Raw genomic sequence first — 16,059 nt, forward strand, 5'->3', positions numbered from 1 at the left:
CATTATGGTGCGGATCTGCTAACCCGCGCCGCAAGATAAATACCAAGGCATTTCTAATAATCAATTACAAATGACCAATGACTGTCGATATTTTAATACCTACTTATTGTCGTCCCACTGCTTTGGCGGTTACTTTAACAAGCCTGATCGCTCAAACTTACCGTGACTTTCGCGTTGTTATTTCCGATCAAACTGAAGATAGCAATTCTATAGAAAGTGGTGAAGTACAAGCAGTATTGCGCGTGCTTCAATCTCACGGTCACGTGGTGGAAGTTTATAAAAACTTACCTCGTCGCGGAATTGCACAACAGCGACAATTTTTACTGGAACAGGCAAAGGCAACTTATGCTCTTTTCCTAGATGATGATTTAATTTTAGAACCCTTTGTGGTTGAAAATATGCTTGTTGCTTTGCAAGAAGAGAACTGTGGCTTTGTTGGTAGTGCTGTCATCGGACTGAGTTTTATTAATGATATCCGCCCTCACGAGCAAAAAATTGAATTTTGGAATGGTCCAGTTCAGCCAGAAGTGGTAAAATCTGATACAAGCCAGTGGGAACGCTGGCGGTTGCATAATGCTGCTAATCTTTATCACATACAGAAAAATTTGGATCTAACTCCAGATCGACAGCGTAAGTACCGTGTTGCTTGGGTAGGCGCTTGCGTTATGTATGATACAGAAAAGCTTCGTGGTATAGGTGGTTATTCTTTCTGGCAACAGTTACCATCAGAACACTGCGGTGAAGACGTTTTAGTCCAGTTGCGGTTGATGGAACTTTACGGTGGTTGTGGAATTATTCCTTCAGGTGTGTATCATCAGGAGTTACCTACGACTATTATCGATCGCAGTTGTCCTGCAAATAAATATGTAGAACTGGCTAATGGCTAATAGCTAATGGCTAATAGCTAATGGCTAATAGCTAATAGCTAATTGTTTCTATTAGCTATTAGCTATTTTCTTACGGAGACGCTATGTGCAAGGCACATGCTCCGCGTTGCCTTTGTGCTATGCCCGTAAGGGCTATACGCCAGTCCCTAGGGTGCGGGAAACCCGCCGGAGCAGGCTAGTCTCACCATCAGCTATTAGCCATTAGCCATCAGCAATTAGCAATTAGCAATTAGCAATTAGCCCTTATGCAAAAAATCTTATTTATCGAATTACTAGGTGGTATTGGAGATATTGTTATTGCGCTAAGTGCAATTCATGCCTTAGCACTCACTTACCCGGAAGCTGAACTCACAGTTTTAACTTTTCGACCGGGTAATGAATTGTTAAAAAGTGACCCACTGATTCAACGAGTTCTTTGTGCAGAATCTGGTAACGCCAAACAATCGGTTATTGAATTACTGACTCGTGAAACTTTCGATTTGATTGTTTCTGACACTAATTATGAAGATATAGATAAAGTTATTTTCAAGAGTAGTGCATCCCAAAAAGTTACAAACTTGTGGCGACAACCTCCGCCAAATGAAAGAGTGGGCGATCGCTTTGTAAAAATTTTGCAGGTGGAAGGTTTAATCGGTGCAGATGCTGTGAAACCCACACAACTTTATTTAACTTATGAAGAAATCAATAAAGCACAAGAGCAATTTCTGAATATCCCCCGTCCTTTAGTGTTTTTATGTCCGGATGCAGGAATGTCAATCAAGCGATGGGCTGATATAAATTTTATAACATTAGGTCAAATTTTGCAGCAGCGTTGGAATGCAACTGTGGTGGTTCCGGTTGGTTCTAATGAACAACAAGCATTGGCGATCGCTAAAGGTATTGGAGGCGAAGCACAAGTTTTTCCGCGAGGAAAATTACGAGATTTTGCAGCAACTTTAGCTTGTGGTGATTTGGTCATTGCTTCCGATACTGGTCCTGCGCGGATAGCAGCTGCATTAAATATATTAACTATTACTTTATTTGGTCCTTCTTGGCACGGTCGTTACGGTCAACCGTCGCCTCATGTCAATTTACAAGGATATCCAGAATGTCCCGAACGGAATATCAGCAATTTTACTGTACAAGAATGTTGGTACAGTGGCATGTGCCCTTTAGATAAAGGTTGGCAAAGTTGTATGGAAGGTATTTCTGTCAGTGAGGTTTTAGCAGTTGTGGAAGACAGATTACATGAACTGCAAAGACGCAAAGATTTCAAAGGAAAAGAGAGAGGGGAGATCGGTTGAGAGAATTATGAACTTTACAGACAAATTAAACAAATCCGATATCGATGTAGATCCGCTACAGGGTGGGGTTCAAAAATCAAAACTCCAAGAGTGGCGGAAGATATTAGTCATGCGGTTGGACAATATTGGTGATGTCATAATGACAAGTCCAGCCTTACGGGCTATCAAGGAAAATTTGCCACAATGCCATCTCACACTTATGGCGAGTCCGGGTGGGGCTCTAGCAGTAGACTTATTACCTTGGGTAGATGAAGTCTTACCTTGGCGGGTTTTGTGGCAGGATTTAGGCAAATTGGATTTTGACCCCGAGCGTGAGTGGGAATTAGTAAAAAAGCTGCAAAATGGCAAATTTGATGCAGCGATTATCTTTACTAGTTTTAGTCAAAGTCCCCATCCTGCGGGATTTCTATGTTATTTAGCGAGTATTCCATCACGAATTGGTGAATCCAAGGAGGTAGGAAATGGTGTGCTGACACTAGAAGTTCCATCCATATCAGATGAGGTTCATCAAGTAGAACGAAACTTAAGATTGATTGAACAAGCAGGGTTTGAAGTACAAGACCGCAGTCTTTGCATCCATATTTCAGAAACAGCGCAACAAGAAGCTTTATCTCTTATGTTAGGGACCGGGAACTGGGGGCTAACGACTGGGAAACAAAACTTTTCCCAATCTCCAGCCCCGAATTACCTCCTCCTCAATCCCTGGACAAGTTGCCAATCCCGAAATTATGATTCTCAACGCTTTGCACTTGCTGCACGTCAGCTTGCAGAAGTGACACAAATGCCTGCGATCGTGACAGGTGTAGACAAAGATCGTCCCAAAAGTGGGTTATTGCTCGAAGTATTGGGCGATCGCGCAATTGATTTGATTGGCAAAACAACATTACCTCAACTAGCAGCACTCATTGCCAACGCCAAGTTAGTACTGACCAATAACACCTCAACAATGCACATCGCTGATGCAACTCGCACGCCAACAGTTGTGATGTTTGCAGGAACTGAACTTGAGTCACAGTGGGAACCTCGTAACGGTACATCCCGCTTGCTTCGCCGTCCCACTCCGTGTAGTCCGTGCTATGCCTTTACGTGTCCTTACAATCTCGAATGCCTTGATATCCCACCAGAGGAAGTCGTTTCTACAGGGTTGAAATTGATAGAAATTGCTAATGGCTAATGGCTAATGGCTAATGGCTGATTGCTAATGGCTAACAACTAACAAATAACAACTTACAACTCACAATGATTGCTATTATTGCTGGCAGTTATCAACCCGAACGCTGTGGTGTGGCTCACTACACTGCTTGTTTGCGAAATGCCCTTCATAAGTTAGATGTTCAATCTGTTGTCCTCACAACTCATGCTGCTGCAAAAGAAGCTAGCGAACCTGAAGTTAAGGGGGTAGTTAATGATTGGCAATTAACAGATTTGTTGGTGTTAGTGCGATCGCTACACGCAATAAATGCTGATATTTTGCACATTCAACACGCAGCAGGTACATACGGTTTTGAACGTTCGATCTTTCTGTTGCCATTACTTTTGAAAGCTACTGGATATCGCAAATCAATTGTAACAACTGTCCATGAATACGGCTGGTGGGAGTGGCAACCCAAAGGGATACCGCCACAATTTTTAGAATGGTTAAAGATGTGGGGACAGCAACATGGTTGGTGGGATAGGGAAGATGGATTTTTACTCACTTTAAGTGATGCGCTGATTGTCACCAATGCTGAAGCAGAAGCAGTCATTCACAAACGGCTACCACAATTACACGATCGTGTATCAAGTATTCCCATTGCTGCTAACGTCGATGTTTACCCTATCGATCGCAGTACGGCACAGCAAATTATTCGTGAGAAATATAATTTTACAATTGATAACGTTATTATTGCTTTCTTTGGTTTTCTCCACCCAGTTAAAGGCATAGAAACACTTTTACCAGCATTTCAAAAAGCTCTTGAAACTCATCCACAAGCACGACTGTTACTGATAGGTGGTGTAGAAAGTTTAGCTTTGCGAGGCGATGAAGCAAAGCGTTATTGGGATAAACTCCACGCCCTTGTTGCGGAACTAAATTTAAATACTAAAGTCTATCTTACAGGCTATTTAGATGCTGAAAGCGCCTCTAAATACCTTTCTGCATGTGATATTGGAGTGCTTCCTTTTAATCATGGCATGACTGTGAAAAGCGGTTCGCTTCTCACTTTATTGGCTCATGGTTTGCCAGTCATTGCCACCCAACATCCCACTCCTCTCCCTGACCAGCATCCAGTATACCTCGTTCCTCCACGCAATATTGATGCTTTGGCAAATGCTCTTTGTCAGTTGCTAAACCATCCTGAAAAACGCCATCATCTCGGTAATATCGGTCGTGCTTTTATTCAAAACTTCACGTGGCATAATATTGCGCGATCGCATCTAAATATTTATCAAAACTTGCTAAAATTTTAAATGAAAACGTTTTTAAACTACATGAATGAAGCACAAGAAAAATTACAGATTATAGATGAACAGATTGAAGAGCGGGTACAGGCAATTCCTACAGAGCATAGCTGGTGGCTGTGCCGGAGAGGTTGTGATGGATGCTGCTGAGAAGTCCGCAAGTCCTCCAGAACTGAGTCCTATAGAATGGGAGCGTATCGATACAGCAGTTGCAGCACTCGATGCAACAGTACGTGCTGAAGTGAAACATAAAATTGATGCACTCCTGGTACAGATTGCAGGGGATACGTTAGGAACATGTGTTGTTTGTCCCTACTTGGATGAGCAGTCTGGCTCTTGTCTTATCTACAATGACCGTCCTATTGTTTGTCGTACTTATGGGTTTTTTGTAGGGCGCAACAGAAATTTCTATTGCAAACAGATTGAAACTGAAGTATCTGCGCGTGGCGATGACATAATATGGGGTAATTTTGAAGCGATCTCCGATCGACTAATGCGGCTTGGTGGAGACTTAATCCCTTTTGAAGTGCATTATCAAAACTTGATTTTGTAAAGCACATAATGTATTGATGCCGTATAAACAGTCACAGCTAAATAAGGGAGCATCCCAATGAGTGAAAAAACAAGTTTGCGATTGAAATCGCGGCTATACAAACGAAACCTGCCTACGCAGGTTATTTTTTAAGAAAGTCCACGTAGGTTGGCTTTGTTTGTATAGCCCGAGAATTCTATTCTGAGGGTAATCGGCGCTCTTTGGGATGCGCCTCTTTCCTGTCTTTTAAAAGACCAAATTTGAGAAAATTTAAATTTTGCAAATATTATTTACAATTAGTAGTTTTTTAACTAAAAGAAATACTAAAGTCTTTATTTCACTTCTTCTGAGCTAGCTTATTAGAAATAAGAATTTTCTTATATAGCAATAGTTAAAAGCAGTCAAGCCTGTATGATGAAAAACACTCTTGTCAAGAAGAAAGTTTATCGTATATCTTTTTGCAATCAGGCGGCATAATACCCCTTGATTGATAGATTACCCAATTTAATTACAGGAAGTCAAAAATGACTGCTTTTTCTCGTCCTTCAGTGTTGCAAAAGACTCTAAATGTTACACTGTCCAAGCCCGTACAGGTAACGCTTTATATGCTGCTATCCACTCTTACAATCTGGACTGTGTTCTTCTCCACCTATCCTGCGGCTCACAACACAACACACTCGGTACGCCATCACACTTTAGGCGTTGCATGTCACTAAATTATTAGAATTCTATTATTTTTTAGGTGTATTTAGGCTTTACTCAGATACCTAACAAAGTAATGGTGCTAAAAGGCACAAAATCCGTGCTTGTGTTTGAGGTAGAGGTAATTTTAAGTGATGTAGAAATGCTTTATGTCCTTTCTCTACATCACCTTACTTTGATGGCGTATAATGTCCAATTTCTATCACCAAGTTGCGTTTATACATCATGCTCTCTCCCTTATCATCCTTGTCAAAATCTCAGTCGCACTCACGTACAAAATTTTTGCACTTTCTATAAGGTTCTATGAAAAAGTATCGCCTGTTTGGGGTTATTAGCGGTGTTTGCATCGTACTGTCAATTCTCTATTCCTTTGCAGGAGTTTCTCAAACTCCTGCACCTAAAGTGCTACTGACTACCAACCCACCCCTAGAACATATCGTTCCTTTTGAAGCAGAAGCACAAAGAGAACAATCTCCTGTTACTTTGACATTACAGGCTGTGGATGCTACAGGTAAACCTTTAGAAAATGCTCTCATTGGCTTGGAAATTCTGACGCCGCCGACAAATCCCTTATTGACAACGGATTTTCCAATAGTTGAGGGTACAAAATTGTTGCAAATGGAAGCAGCCACACCTAAGGGTCAGCTAGAAATTCAACAGATTTTCCCCATTCGTGGAAATTACCAATTGCAGGTGAATGTATCACCTTTAGTCGCCAATGCTTTTACTCCCTACAAGCAAACCTTAAATCTAAATGTTCGGGAAAATCCAGTTAAATATAAATATTTTGCTATCGTTGCAGCGATTTTAGTGTCAGTTGGATTATTGGGCGGTTGGGTTATTGGCGGACAAGAACAACTGCGACAAGGGGAGATTGCACCGCAGTCAGTGCGTTTGTTGTTAAGTGGATTGACTGCGATCGCCATCGCAACTCTATTGTTTATTAATATTAGTGCAGAAATTGCAGAAGCCCATGGCAGTGGGCACAATAGCGGTACAGAAGCTATTGCACCATCAGTTCAGCAATCTCAAGGTGTGGAAGTCCACCTTGAGGGAGATAAAAATGCGACTGTTGGAAAACTTGCTCATTTAACGTTACAGGTAAAGGACACCGCGACAGGACAACCTATCAAAGATGTAGCCTTACACGTAAAGGCGATCGCTCTAGAACACGGCTTAACAGTTTTTAGCTACAAAGGTATTTCTAACTCTCAAGGCAAATTAACATGGCACGAACAATTTTTTGATGGTTCACCCCATAAAATCGAGGTGGAGGCAACTTCCCTAAGCGGCTCTAAGCGTCAAATTACGCCAGTGACAGTGGCTCAGTCAGTTGAAGTAGAGGGGATTGCACCGCCAATGTATGTTCGCTTGCTTGGCTTATTCTACTTTACAGCTTTCACAGGCATTGGTATGGCGATTGGATTGCTAATACAGTCAAAGCTCAAGCCACCAGCAAGGTCAAGTTTATCTCATTAGCCTTTCTATCAAGCGGCTTATGAACCAAAAAACATGATTGGAAACAGCAGGCAGTATTTACAATCGGGCAATTGGGAGTCTAACCGTTTGACGAATCTAAATGTTCTACCAAAAAACGATACAGGTTGAGAAGATGACTGTCAGCCAAGCTGTAATAGACGTTTCGACCTTCCCGACGGTAGTTAACTAAATGCATAGCTTTTAACAATCGCAGTTGATGGCAAACAGCTGATTCTGTCATTTTTGTTAATGCTGCTAGATCGCAAACACACAACTCTTGGGAAGCCAAAGCTGATAGAAGGCGCAGGCGGTTTGTATCTGCTAGCACTCCAAAAATCTCTGACATCTGTTGTGCCTTGTCTGTTGGCAGGATTTGTACTTTTGAGGAGCATACACGATCTAGATGTACTACGTGAGCGTCACAGATTGGTGCATCCAAATGAGTCAGTTGCTCCAAGTCTTGCTTTGTTTTGTGCTTATTCATGGTGTCTTTGGTAAAAAATAGTTTTCAATTTTAATAGTACCTAAACTTATTGCTGTTGTACAATTGAGCATTTGTTCAATTATTTAAGTTAGAATATTGGCAATTCACTTTGTAGTTCTTTCTCTAAAGCTGCCATGACTCAAACACCTGCCCTAAGGACTCAGCTTTTACAGGTTGATGGTATGGACTGTGGAAGTTGTGCTAAGACCGTTGAAGCTAGCTTGCATTCATTACGCGGTGTGACGGAAGCAACTGTTAGTTTTGCAACCAGACGAGTTAAAGTATCCTATAAGCCGGATATCTTGAATGAAGTTGAAATTATCAATCGTATAACTGCTCTAGGTTACACCGTTGAGGTGGCACCTGCTAAAAAGCTACAGGCACAAATCAGTGGGATGGATTGTGGCAGCTGTGCCAAAACAGTTGAAGTTGGATTGCAACAGATGCCAGGTGTAAAAGATGTATCAGTTAACTTTGCCACAGAAAGATTGCAACTATCCTATGACCCCAAACTGGTAAACGAGGCAGCAATACATGAAAGAATTAAAGGTCTGGGATACATGGTAGAGGAGAGCCTTGAATCTGGTGAGGGTCATCACACCCACGACAATTGCCACCACCACAATAGTGACCGAGAACACGATCGCGATCGCGCTCATCCAATCCCTCAGCCTCCTCAAAATCCTGCTCCAACAACCTGGAAATTCTGGATTGCTAACCGCCGGGGACAGAGCGTAATTTTAGCAGGAGTGGGATTAGTTCTGGGGTTACTTGCTCAATATTTAGCGCTACCCGTTTGGATAGCACGAGCTTTCTATGGCACTGGCATTATAGTGACTGGATATCCTATTGCACGAGCAGGTTTGTTTGAGTTGCGCTTGCGCCGCGCTGACATGAATCTACTGATGACCATTTCAGTGATTGGAGCAATGATTTTAGGGGATTGGTTTGAAGGGGCGCTCGTCCTATTTTTGTTCTCGTTAGGGACAACACTGCAAATTTTTACCTTTGGTCGTACCCGCAATGCTATTAGCGCTCTCATGGATTTAGCTCCATCGACTGCTACTGTTAAGCGGGACAATAAAGAAGTCACTGTAACTGTTGAAAACGTTCAGATAGGTGAAATTTTAACCATCCGACCGGGACAGCGCGTGGCGTTAGATGGCATAGTCGTTTCTGGTACAAGCGCCATTGACCAATCCCCAATTACAGGAGAGTCAATTCCAGTTGATATTGCTCCTGGCGATACTGTGTATGCCGGAACATTAAATCGAGCGGGTTTTTTAGAAGTTCAAGTCACTCATACATCTCATGATACGACCTTTGCCAAAATTCTTCATTTGGTAGAAGAAGCCCAAGGAAGCCGCGCTCCTACACAGCAATGGGTAGATCGGTTTGCAGAAGTTTACACTCCAATTGTAATTTTGATAGCGATCGCCATTGCCCTGATTCCACCATTAGCATTTGCCCAATCTTTTAACGTTTGGCTCTATCGGTCACTTGTAATGTTGGTCATAGCCTGTCCTTGTGCCTTGGTAATTTCTACCCCTGTTTCGATTGTTAGCGCTATTGGTGCTGCCAGTCGTCAAGGAGTCTTATTCAAAGGTGGTCATGCACTGGAAACTGCCGGACATCTGACAACTCTTGCCTTTGATAAAACTGGCACCCTTACGCAAGGTTTACCTGTTGTGCAGAAAGTTTACGATCTTGAAACAGTCGATACAAATACAGTGCTACGGATTGCAGCTTCCCTCGAACAACTCTCAGAACATCCATTAGCAAAGGCAATCGTGGCAAAGGCTAGCTTGGAAGGGATAGACTTAGAAATACCGCTTAACTTCAAAGCCTTACCGGGCAAAGGAATTCAGGCAAGTTTTGGCGGACTGTTATACTTTGTTGGCAATCGACGGTTGTTCGCAGACTCTGGTATTGGTTTGTCCAGTCAAGCAGAATCTCTGTTAGCTGAGATCGAACAGTGCGGTCAAACCCCAGTGCTGGTGGGAACAACGCAAGGATTGTTAGGAGCGATCGCTCTTTCGGATGGACTGCGGTTGGAAACAACAGAGGCGGTACGACAGCTCAAGCGCGTTGGACTAAAACGGTTGGTCATGCTAACAGGCGATCGCACGGCTGTTGCCAAGCAGATTGCCCAACAAGTAGGTATTGCAGAGTATCGAGCAGAGTTGTTACCCGAAAACAAGCTTCAAGCAATTGAACAATTGCGTCAAAAAGGAGTGGTAGGTATGGTTGGAGACGGTATTAACGATGCGCCAGCCTTAGCTGCTGCAGATATTAGTTTTGCAGTTGGTGGAATCGACGTTGCTTTGGAGACAGCAGATGTCGTGCTAGTGGGAAGTGACTTGAGACGGTTGGCTTATGCAGTGGAATTAAGCCGCAAAACTGTATCTGTGATTCAACAAAATGTTGTCTTTTCTTTGGTAACAAAGGTATTGTTTTTATTGTTAGGGACTTTTGGTTTTGTTGGGCTGGCGATCGCTGTCTTAGCAGATACAGGAACTTCGTTGCTGGTAACCGCGAATGGAATGCGACTATTCAGAACAAAGCGTATAAATTAGCTCTACGAGCTTTTTGCCCCTATTCCGCATCTTAACTGTCACAGACAAAAAACTCTTCAAGAGCGAGAAAGTAATCAAAGGGATCTGCTCCAGTAAAATAGTGATGAGATTTATTAGAAATGTACTTGTGCGATCGCTCCTAAAGATTGACTAACAGTTGCTAAAACTCTGGAACACGGGTCGTAAAAGATGGCAATTGTAGAGTGTTATGAGTCGGGTGAATATTACATTGCTTTTGAAAAACAGCTAGATATACTATCTGGAGCAAAATGTATACAGAATCGAGAAAATGTTTCAGAAGTATCTTGCTATAGAGACGATTGAATTTGTAGGTCGATCCATTCGATATCTTCACCATTAAAGGCTGGTGGTGGTGGAGCTTGAGTGTAATCTATAGATAAATCATATCCTGCTTCATCGTAAATTGCATTTAGGGCAGCTTGCAGGTTGAGAACGGCATTTGGATCTGGATTGCGAAGAGGAATGGGAGTGCGATTCGTTGGCAACCGAATCACGGTAACCAGTCCGTACATAAGTTGCCCAAGGCGAAACCCTAGAGTAACCTTGAACTCTCGGTCGGATGTGGGTGCAACTCCCACCCATCAGACTCAGATGTGACTCCCTATCTGCCCACAGTGACCAAACTCGGAATTTTGGAGGCTGAAGCTGGGAACAGGGCGCAATCAGACGGCTGTTATGGGCTGACACTGGCGCTAACGGGGAGTTCCTAAGGTGAAACCGAGCCTATAAAAGCGACCCACCTCTGAGCGGGGCATAACAGCAAAACCCCGACTCGACTGGAGCTAATTCCCGCCTCACTTCTTCCATAGTAGAGGTAAGAGTCTAGGGAATCCAGTGGTCGAATTGGCTACACCTAACGGAACAACGCCACATGCTTCAACCGGGGAAACCCCGGCAACGCAGTGGCTCATCAATCTGACTGAGGGAACGAATAAAAACGAATTAAAAGGTCAAGGGACAGGTCGAACCCCTTGTAGGCTGGACGAGTTGCGGAACTCCTTTGATTCGGGTAGGACAGACCGCAATTGGTCTGAGGCGTTCAGAGTAAAGGATTTGGAGTAGAGTATGATTAGACGCAGTAGCAATATTAGCGAATCCTGGAAGACGTTACCGTGGAAGAAATTCCGCCAAAACCTATTCCGCCTGCAAAGAAGAATTTACAAAGCTGTTTGTGTTGGTGACTACCGCAAAGCGAGGTCACTTCAAAAACTGATTCTGAAATCCACCTCGGCACGATTGCTTGCTGTTCGTCAAGTATCGCAGTTGAACGCTGGGAAAAAGACCCCAGGAATTGATGGCATAGCAAAGCTCACCTTCTTGCAACGGTTTGACCTAGCAGATAAGCTACTACGCCATGGTAGAAACTGGAAACACCAGGGACTACGCGAAATTCCCATTCCTAAAAAAGATGGGAATTTCAGAATTCTGAAGGTTCCTACTATGGCGGACAGGGCGTGGCAATGCCTCGTCAAATACGCACTAGAACCAGCGCACGAAGCAACTTTCCATGCAAGGAGCTATGGGTTTAGACCGGGACGCTCTACGCACGACGCGCAGAAAATCCTACAAATTAACCTGAAATCCAACTCCAATGGAAAAGATAAGCGAGTCATCGAACTCGATATCGAAAAATGCTTCGATAGGATAAGCCACTCAGCGATTATGGATAGACTTATTGCTACTCGTAACATAAAGCAAGGAATCTTCCGATGCTTAAAAGCCGGAGTCAACCCAGATTTTCCTGAACAAGGAACGCCGCAGGGCGGAGTGGTAAGTCCCCTACTAGCGAATATTGCGCTTAATGGCATAGAGGATATTCACCAATCTGTAAGATATGCAGACGATATGGTGATTATACTCAAACCAAAAGATAACGCGCAATTAATCCTTGACGAAATCAGCAAGTTTCTTGCCAATAAGGGAATGAATGTCAGCGAAAAGAAGACCAAGCTCTCTCGCACGACAGATGGCTTTGATTTCCTCGGTTGGCACTTTAAGGTGCAAACCAACGGAAAGTTTAGATGTGTCCCATCAACGGATAACTTCAAAAAGTTCCGTCAGAAAGTTAAAGCTGTCGTCAACAACTCAAATTATGGTGCTAAGGCAAAAGCTCTTAAGCTAGCGCCCATAGTCAGAGGTTGGAGGAATTACCACCGCTACTGTAAGATGGATGGCTCACGGTTCTCTCTGTATCACATCCAGAAAAGAGCGTTCAAGGTATTCAATAAGGAAGCCAAGCAAACGCGCTATTCCAGCAAGAGATTACTGGACAAAGCGTTTCCATCAGTTCCTTACTCCGAGAATAAGTTCGTCAACGTCAAAGGAACTAAATCCCCCTTTGATGGCGATATCACCTATTGGAGCCAGCGTAACAGCAAACTCTACGACGGTGAAACCTCTGTTGCCTTAAAACGGCAAAACCATACGTGTGCAGCCTGTGGGCTGAAGTTCCTAACCGATAAGCGAGTTAACCTCCACCATATCGATAAGAACCACGCCAACTGGAAACAAAACAATCTGATAGCAGTACACGAAAGCTGTCACAACTACCTGCACATGAGCAAACGCGAAAGCTAAGAACGTCGGAAGCTGGGTGCGGGGAAACTCGCATGCCCAGATTTAACAGAGAGGTGCGGCGGATAATACCGCCCATCGACTCTACCATTATAGGAAGTGTATCTTGTAACTTCACAGGCCACACGTCCATCACTGAAAACCCTGCACGAGTAAGAGTTACTAAGTAGGGTACCTTTGGTAAACGGGGATGATTAAATGGACGAGTTCCCCTACGCAGTAAGTCAATTTCAATGAGATGGACGTTAGCGTTATACAAACGCTGGCGTTTTCTACGGTAATCGGTCAAATTCGGTTCGCGCTTATTTACTGGTGAGAGTATTTCTATACAAGATACCAGTACGTTATTAGCAGTATCGCGAATCTCTATAGAGGGAATACGAATTTCGACTGGTTGAATGACTGGAAGCGTTAGCAGTGGAGGAGTTGTGACAGTGCCTGATTGGAGTGATGGAGATGTTTCACGCTGTGTCCGCAGTTGCAAGACTTCAACGTCGGGGTATAGGATGGCAACTTCGCTTTCAGGAGAAGTATCTTCAACGACGTATATTTCAAGTCTTGCTGCGTATTTAGGACGCAATTGTGGCGTGAGAAAAGCACGGATCTTGCTCGCTAGTGCGTTATGAACATCGGGCCACAGCCCAGCTTCAAGGTATGGGTCCATACCGGGGAAGGGAGAAGGCATTGCAATACCCGTTGGATTGAATTTACGCCTTTATTCTAAACTGCCTCGATCGCATTTGGGGGAGGCAAAAATGGAGATAGCATTTTAACCGACATAATTAATATAATTTTTTTCAATTGATGTTACTTGCTATCATATATGCATGTGAAGTAGATACTGTATCATTAATTAAGAAAATTTCTCGTAGTAAAAAATGAAAATTTTGTCAAAGGTTACGATTAACAGTAGAATATATATTCAATATACAGATTTTGAAAGCACTTAACAAAGGATTTAATTTTATGAGCATAAAAGTAAAACCCATATCAGAAAAAATAGGAATGCAAGTTATTAATGCAGACCATCAAAATATTTTAGATTTAGATCGAGAAGAAATTATTAATCTTTTTAAGAAATACGGTGTTTTATTATTCAAAAACTTTCAATCAAATACTGAAGATTTTCAAGAATTTAGCAATTCATTAAGTAATAACTTTAGAGATTATGCTGGAGGAGCTTTCAATCGAAAAGTTATTAACGAAGATAAGACGCTTTTAAGCGTTAATGATTTCCAGCACGAAATTAAGTTACATGGAGAAATGTATTATCAGAAGAATATACCACTTCTAATATGGTTTTTTTGTGCCAATCCGGCATCACAAGATGGAGAAACAATTATATGTGATGGCAGAGAAATTTTTAACGAACTCAGTGATTCCATGAAAGATATATTGAGTAAAAAGAAGCTAAAATTTACTGCTAGTGCAACAAAAGAAGAATGGCAAAAAAAATATAAAGCTGATAATATCGATGAATTAAAGGAAATTTGTAAAAATAATCATACATTTTTAACTATATTTGAAGATGAATCAATTAGTCTGGAATACGTCTGCCCAGCTATTGTTTCCAGTAGATGTGGAAAATATCAAGTTTTTATTAATAGCCTGCTGGCAGCAAAGCAGCTAAATCCAAAGGTTATTAAATTTGAAGATGATTCAGAAATTTCCGACGAGCTTATTTTTGAAATTGATAAAATTGTTGAAAAACTTGTGGCTGCTATTGCTTGGGAAAAAGGCGATATTTTAATGATTGATAATACAAGAATTCTTCATGGTAGAAAAGCTTTTTCCGATCCTCAAAGAGATATTTATATAAGGTTATGCGATCCAGCTTTTCCATTCTAAGTTAAAAATTTTCCTCCAGTCCTAACATAAGCAAGGCGTTATCAAACCAAATTGAATCAATCAGCATGGTTAGCTTGGAGTCTGAAAAGCAGGCCTTAAAACGAAGTTATGAGCATTTCAATGCAATTCCAAAGTGTTACAAAAATTGCTGTTCTCCGTGCCAATGCCGTCGGAGATTTTATTTTTGCTCTACCAGCTTTAGAAGCCTTACGCCAAACTTATCCCGCCGCAGAAATTGTTTTGTTGGGCTTGGATTGGCATGCTGCTTTTTTAAAAAATAGACCGTCTCCCATTGATAGAGTTGTTGTCATTCCGCGCAGCCGTGGTGTCCGTGGGAATGCTAATACGGAAGACAATCCGCCAGAGCTAGCTGACTTTTTTGCCAAAATGGTGGCAGAAAAGTTTGATGTTGCTATTCAAATGCATGGCGGGGGACGTTACTCTAATCCTTTTGTACTCCGTTTGGGAGCTAAAACCACAGTAGGATTGAAAACTCCAGATGCCGTACCACTGGATTTTTGGGTTCCTTATATATACTATCAACCCGAAATTCTGCGCTATCTGGAAGTTGTTTCTCTTTTAGGTGCAAAAACAACTCAACTAGAACCGCATCTTGCTGTTACATCAGCAGATTTAGCTGAAGCTCAAAGCATTGTTAGTATAGATGAGAAACCTTTAGTTGCGCTTCATCCTGGTGCCACAGATTCCCGGCGCTGGTGGTCGGTGGAAAAATTTGCTGCAGTGGGGGATGCAGTGGTGGATGCTGGTGCGGAAGTTGTGGTTACTGGAACTCACTCAGAACGGGAATTAGTTGAGACAGCGATCGCTTCTATGAAAACGCAAGCACGGGGTAAAATACACAATCTATGCGATCGCCTTTCACTTGGCGGTCTTGCCGGTTTGTATAAACTGTGTAAAGTTGTTGTTTCCAATGACTCCGGTCCCTTGCACATCGCAGCTGCTGTTGGCTGTGCAACTGTTGGTATTTACTGGTGTGGAAACTTAATGACAGCCGGACCTATGACTCGTTCCCGTCACCGTCCTGCCATTTCTTGGCGTCTTCACTGTCCCGTGTGTGGTGTTGATTGTACTCGCGACTCTTGTGACCATCGTAACTCTTTTGTCGATGATGTCTCCGTACAAGAGGTGGTTGAATCAGTGCTGGAATTGCTCGGTCATAAGTCTACCACCAATGAATAAACTCTATCCCTAGGAGGCAATAGCAACGCCTTCA

General features: G+C 42.6%; 15 protein-coding genes. 12 read left to right on the plus strand and 3 right to left on the minus strand.

Going from position 1 to position 16,059, the window contains the following annotated elements; all coding sequences use genetic code 11:
- Positions 1–77: 77 nt before the first annotated feature.
- The 8 genes from HC643_RS07710 to HC643_RS07740 all read left to right on the plus strand — a co-directional run bounded on the left by HC643_RS07710 (position 78) and on the right by HC643_RS07740 (position 7,322).
- Complete coding sequence (locus tag HC643_RS07710) at positions 78–887, plus strand: glycosyltransferase family 2 protein (RefSeq protein ID WP_050046306.1); 810 nt, start codon at positions 78–80, stop codon at positions 885–887.
- A 245-nt stretch (positions 888–1,132) separates the two neighbouring features.
- Positions 1,133–2,170, plus strand: a complete 1,038-nt coding sequence (locus HC643_RS07715; RefSeq protein WP_050046305.1) for a glycosyltransferase family 9 protein — start codon at positions 1,133–1,135, stop codon at positions 2,168–2,170.
- A 7-nt stretch (positions 2,171–2,177) separates the two neighbouring features.
- Positions 2,178–3,344 carry a glycosyltransferase family 9 protein gene (locus HC643_RS07720; RefSeq protein ID WP_082051795.1) on the plus strand — a complete coding sequence of 389 codons (1,167 nt, stop codon included), beginning with the start codon at positions 2,178–2,180 and terminating at the stop codon, positions 3,342–3,344.
- A gap of 65 nt (positions 3,345–3,409) precedes the next feature.
- Entirely contained in the window at positions 3,410–4,618 is a 1,209-nt protein-coding gene (locus HC643_RS07725) for a glycosyltransferase (RefSeq protein WP_038108557.1), read from the plus strand.
- Positions 4,619–4,759 (plus strand): hypothetical protein, encoded by a 141-nt coding sequence (locus HC643_RS41270; protein ID WP_237265850.1) that lies wholly within the window; start codon positions 4,619–4,621, stop codon positions 4,757–4,759.
- A complete protein-coding gene (locus HC643_RS07730) occupies positions 4,746–5,162 on the plus strand; it encodes a YkgJ family cysteine cluster protein (RefSeq protein WP_050046304.1) in 417 nt (138 codons plus the stop codon). Before HC643_RS41270 ends, HC643_RS07730 begins: the two co-directional genes overlap by 14 nt.
- 503 nt (positions 5,163–5,665) lie before the next feature.
- Positions 5,666–5,857 carry a CbtB domain-containing protein gene (locus tag HC643_RS07735; protein WP_072040795.1) on the plus strand — a complete coding sequence of 64 codons (192 nt, stop codon included), beginning with the start codon at positions 5,666–5,668 and terminating at the stop codon, positions 5,855–5,857.
- A 289-nt stretch (positions 5,858–6,146) separates the two neighbouring features.
- Positions 6,147–7,322, plus strand: a complete 1,176-nt coding sequence (locus tag HC643_RS07740) for a hypothetical protein (RefSeq protein WP_038108556.1) — start codon at positions 6,147–6,149, stop codon at positions 7,320–7,322.
- Between the two features lie 79 nt (positions 7,323–7,401).
- Here HC643_RS07740 and HC643_RS07745 read toward each other — a convergent pair whose 3' ends face one another.
- The gene (locus HC643_RS07745; RefSeq protein WP_038108555.1) at positions 7,402–7,806 is read right to left on the minus strand and encodes an ArsR/SmtB family transcription factor; all 405 of its coding nucleotides are present in this window, start codon (positions 7,804–7,806) and stop codon (positions 7,402–7,404) included.
- 134 nt (positions 7,807–7,940) lie between these two features.
- Here HC643_RS07745 and HC643_RS07750 point away from each other — a divergent pair, with 134 nt between their 5' ends.
- Entirely contained in the window at positions 7,941–10,382 is a 2,442-nt protein-coding gene (locus HC643_RS07750; RefSeq protein WP_050046303.1) for a heavy metal translocating P-type ATPase, read from the plus strand.
- Positions 10,383–10,690: 308 nt separating this feature from the next.
- Here the strand turns inward: HC643_RS07750 and HC643_RS07755 are convergent, their stop codons facing one another.
- The gene (locus tag HC643_RS07755) at positions 10,691–10,915 is read right to left on the minus strand and encodes a DUF4058 family protein (protein WP_038072302.1); all 225 of its coding nucleotides are present in this window, start codon (positions 10,913–10,915) and stop codon (positions 10,691–10,693) included.
- Positions 10,916–11,468: 553 nt separating this feature from the next.
- On the opposite strand from HC643_RS07755, the gene HC643_RS07760 reads away from it, so the two are divergent.
- Positions 11,469–12,980, plus strand: coding sequence for a group II intron reverse transcriptase/maturase (locus HC643_RS07760; protein WP_038072299.1), 1,512 nt, complete (start codon positions 11,469–11,471; stop codon positions 12,978–12,980).
- On the opposite strand, the gene HC643_RS07765 is transcribed toward HC643_RS07760, so the two are convergent.
- On the minus strand, positions 12,871–13,662 hold the full coding sequence (locus HC643_RS07765) for a DUF4058 family protein (protein ID WP_237265851.1): 792 nt from the start codon (positions 13,660–13,662) through the stop codon (positions 12,871–12,873). The genes HC643_RS07760 and HC643_RS07765 overlap by 110 nt on opposite strands.
- A gap of 281 nt (positions 13,663–13,943) precedes the next feature.
- On the opposite strand from HC643_RS07765, the gene HC643_RS07770 reads away from it, so the two are divergent.
- Positions 13,944–14,825: a TauD/TfdA family dioxygenase gene (locus HC643_RS07770; protein ID WP_038072296.1), complete on the plus strand. Its 882-nt coding sequence runs from the start codon at positions 13,944–13,946 to the stop codon at positions 14,823–14,825.
- Between the two features lie 120 nt (positions 14,826–14,945).
- On the plus strand, positions 14,946–16,025 hold the full coding sequence (locus HC643_RS07775) for a glycosyltransferase family 9 protein (RefSeq protein WP_237265852.1): 1,080 nt from the start codon (positions 14,946–14,948) through the stop codon (positions 16,023–16,025).
- The last annotated feature ends 34 nt before the right edge of the window (positions 16,026–16,059 follow it).

Origin of the sequence: Tolypothrix bouteillei VB521301, from assembly GCF_000760695.4 — a bacterium.
Lineage (GTDB): Bacteria > Cyanobacteriota > Cyanobacteriia > Cyanobacteriales > Nostocaceae > Scytonema > Scytonema bouteillei_A.

Excerpts from the sequence above, each read along its gene's own strand:
- HC643_RS07775 (WP_237265852.1), top strand. The coding sequence starts at position 14,946 with ATGCAATTCCAAAGTGTTACAAAAATTGCTGTTCTCCGTGCCAATGCC.
- HC643_RS07720 (WP_082051795.1), top strand. The coding sequence starts at position 2,178 with ATGAACTTTACAGACAAATTAAACAAATCCGATATCGATGTAGATCCG.
- HC643_RS07750 (WP_050046303.1), top strand. The coding sequence starts at position 7,941 with ATGACTCAAACACCTGCCCTAAGGACTCAGCTTTTACAGGTTGATGGT.
- HC643_RS07725 (WP_038108557.1), top strand. The coding sequence starts at position 3,410 with ATGATTGCTATTATTGCTGGCAGTTATCAACCCGAACGCTGTGGTGTG.
- HC643_RS41270 (WP_237265850.1), top strand. The coding sequence starts at position 4,619 with ATGAAAACGTTTTTAAACTACATGAATGAAGCACAAGAAAAATTACAG.
- HC643_RS07745 (WP_038108555.1), bottom strand. The coding sequence starts at position 7,806 with ATGAATAAGCACAAAACAAAGCAAGACTTGGAGCAACTGACTCATTTG.
- HC643_RS07740 (WP_038108556.1), top strand. The coding sequence starts at position 6,147 with ATGAAAAAGTATCGCCTGTTTGGGGTTATTAGCGGTGTTTGCATCGTA.
- HC643_RS07770 (WP_038072296.1), top strand. The coding sequence starts at position 13,944 with ATGAGCATAAAAGTAAAACCCATATCAGAAAAAATAGGAATGCAAGTT.
- HC643_RS07765 (WP_237265851.1), bottom strand. The coding sequence starts at position 13,662 with ATGCCTTCTCCCTTCCCCGGTATGGACCCATACCTTGAAGCTGGGCTG.
- HC643_RS07755 (WP_038072302.1), bottom strand. The coding sequence starts at position 10,915 with ATGTACGGACTGGTTACCGTGATTCGGTTGCCAACGAATCGCACTCCC.
- HC643_RS07735 (WP_072040795.1), top strand. The coding sequence starts at position 5,666 with ATGACTGCTTTTTCTCGTCCTTCAGTGTTGCAAAAGACTCTAAATGTT.
- HC643_RS07760 (WP_038072299.1), top strand. The coding sequence starts at position 11,469 with ATGATTAGACGCAGTAGCAATATTAGCGAATCCTGGAAGACGTTACCG.
- HC643_RS07715 (WP_050046305.1), top strand. The coding sequence starts at position 1,133 with ATGCAAAAAATCTTATTTATCGAATTACTAGGTGGTATTGGAGATATT.
- HC643_RS07730 (WP_050046304.1), top strand. The coding sequence starts at position 4,746 with ATGGATGCTGCTGAGAAGTCCGCAAGTCCTCCAGAACTGAGTCCTATA.
- HC643_RS07710 (WP_050046306.1), top strand. The coding sequence starts at position 78 with ATGACTGTCGATATTTTAATACCTACTTATTGTCGTCCCACTGCTTTG.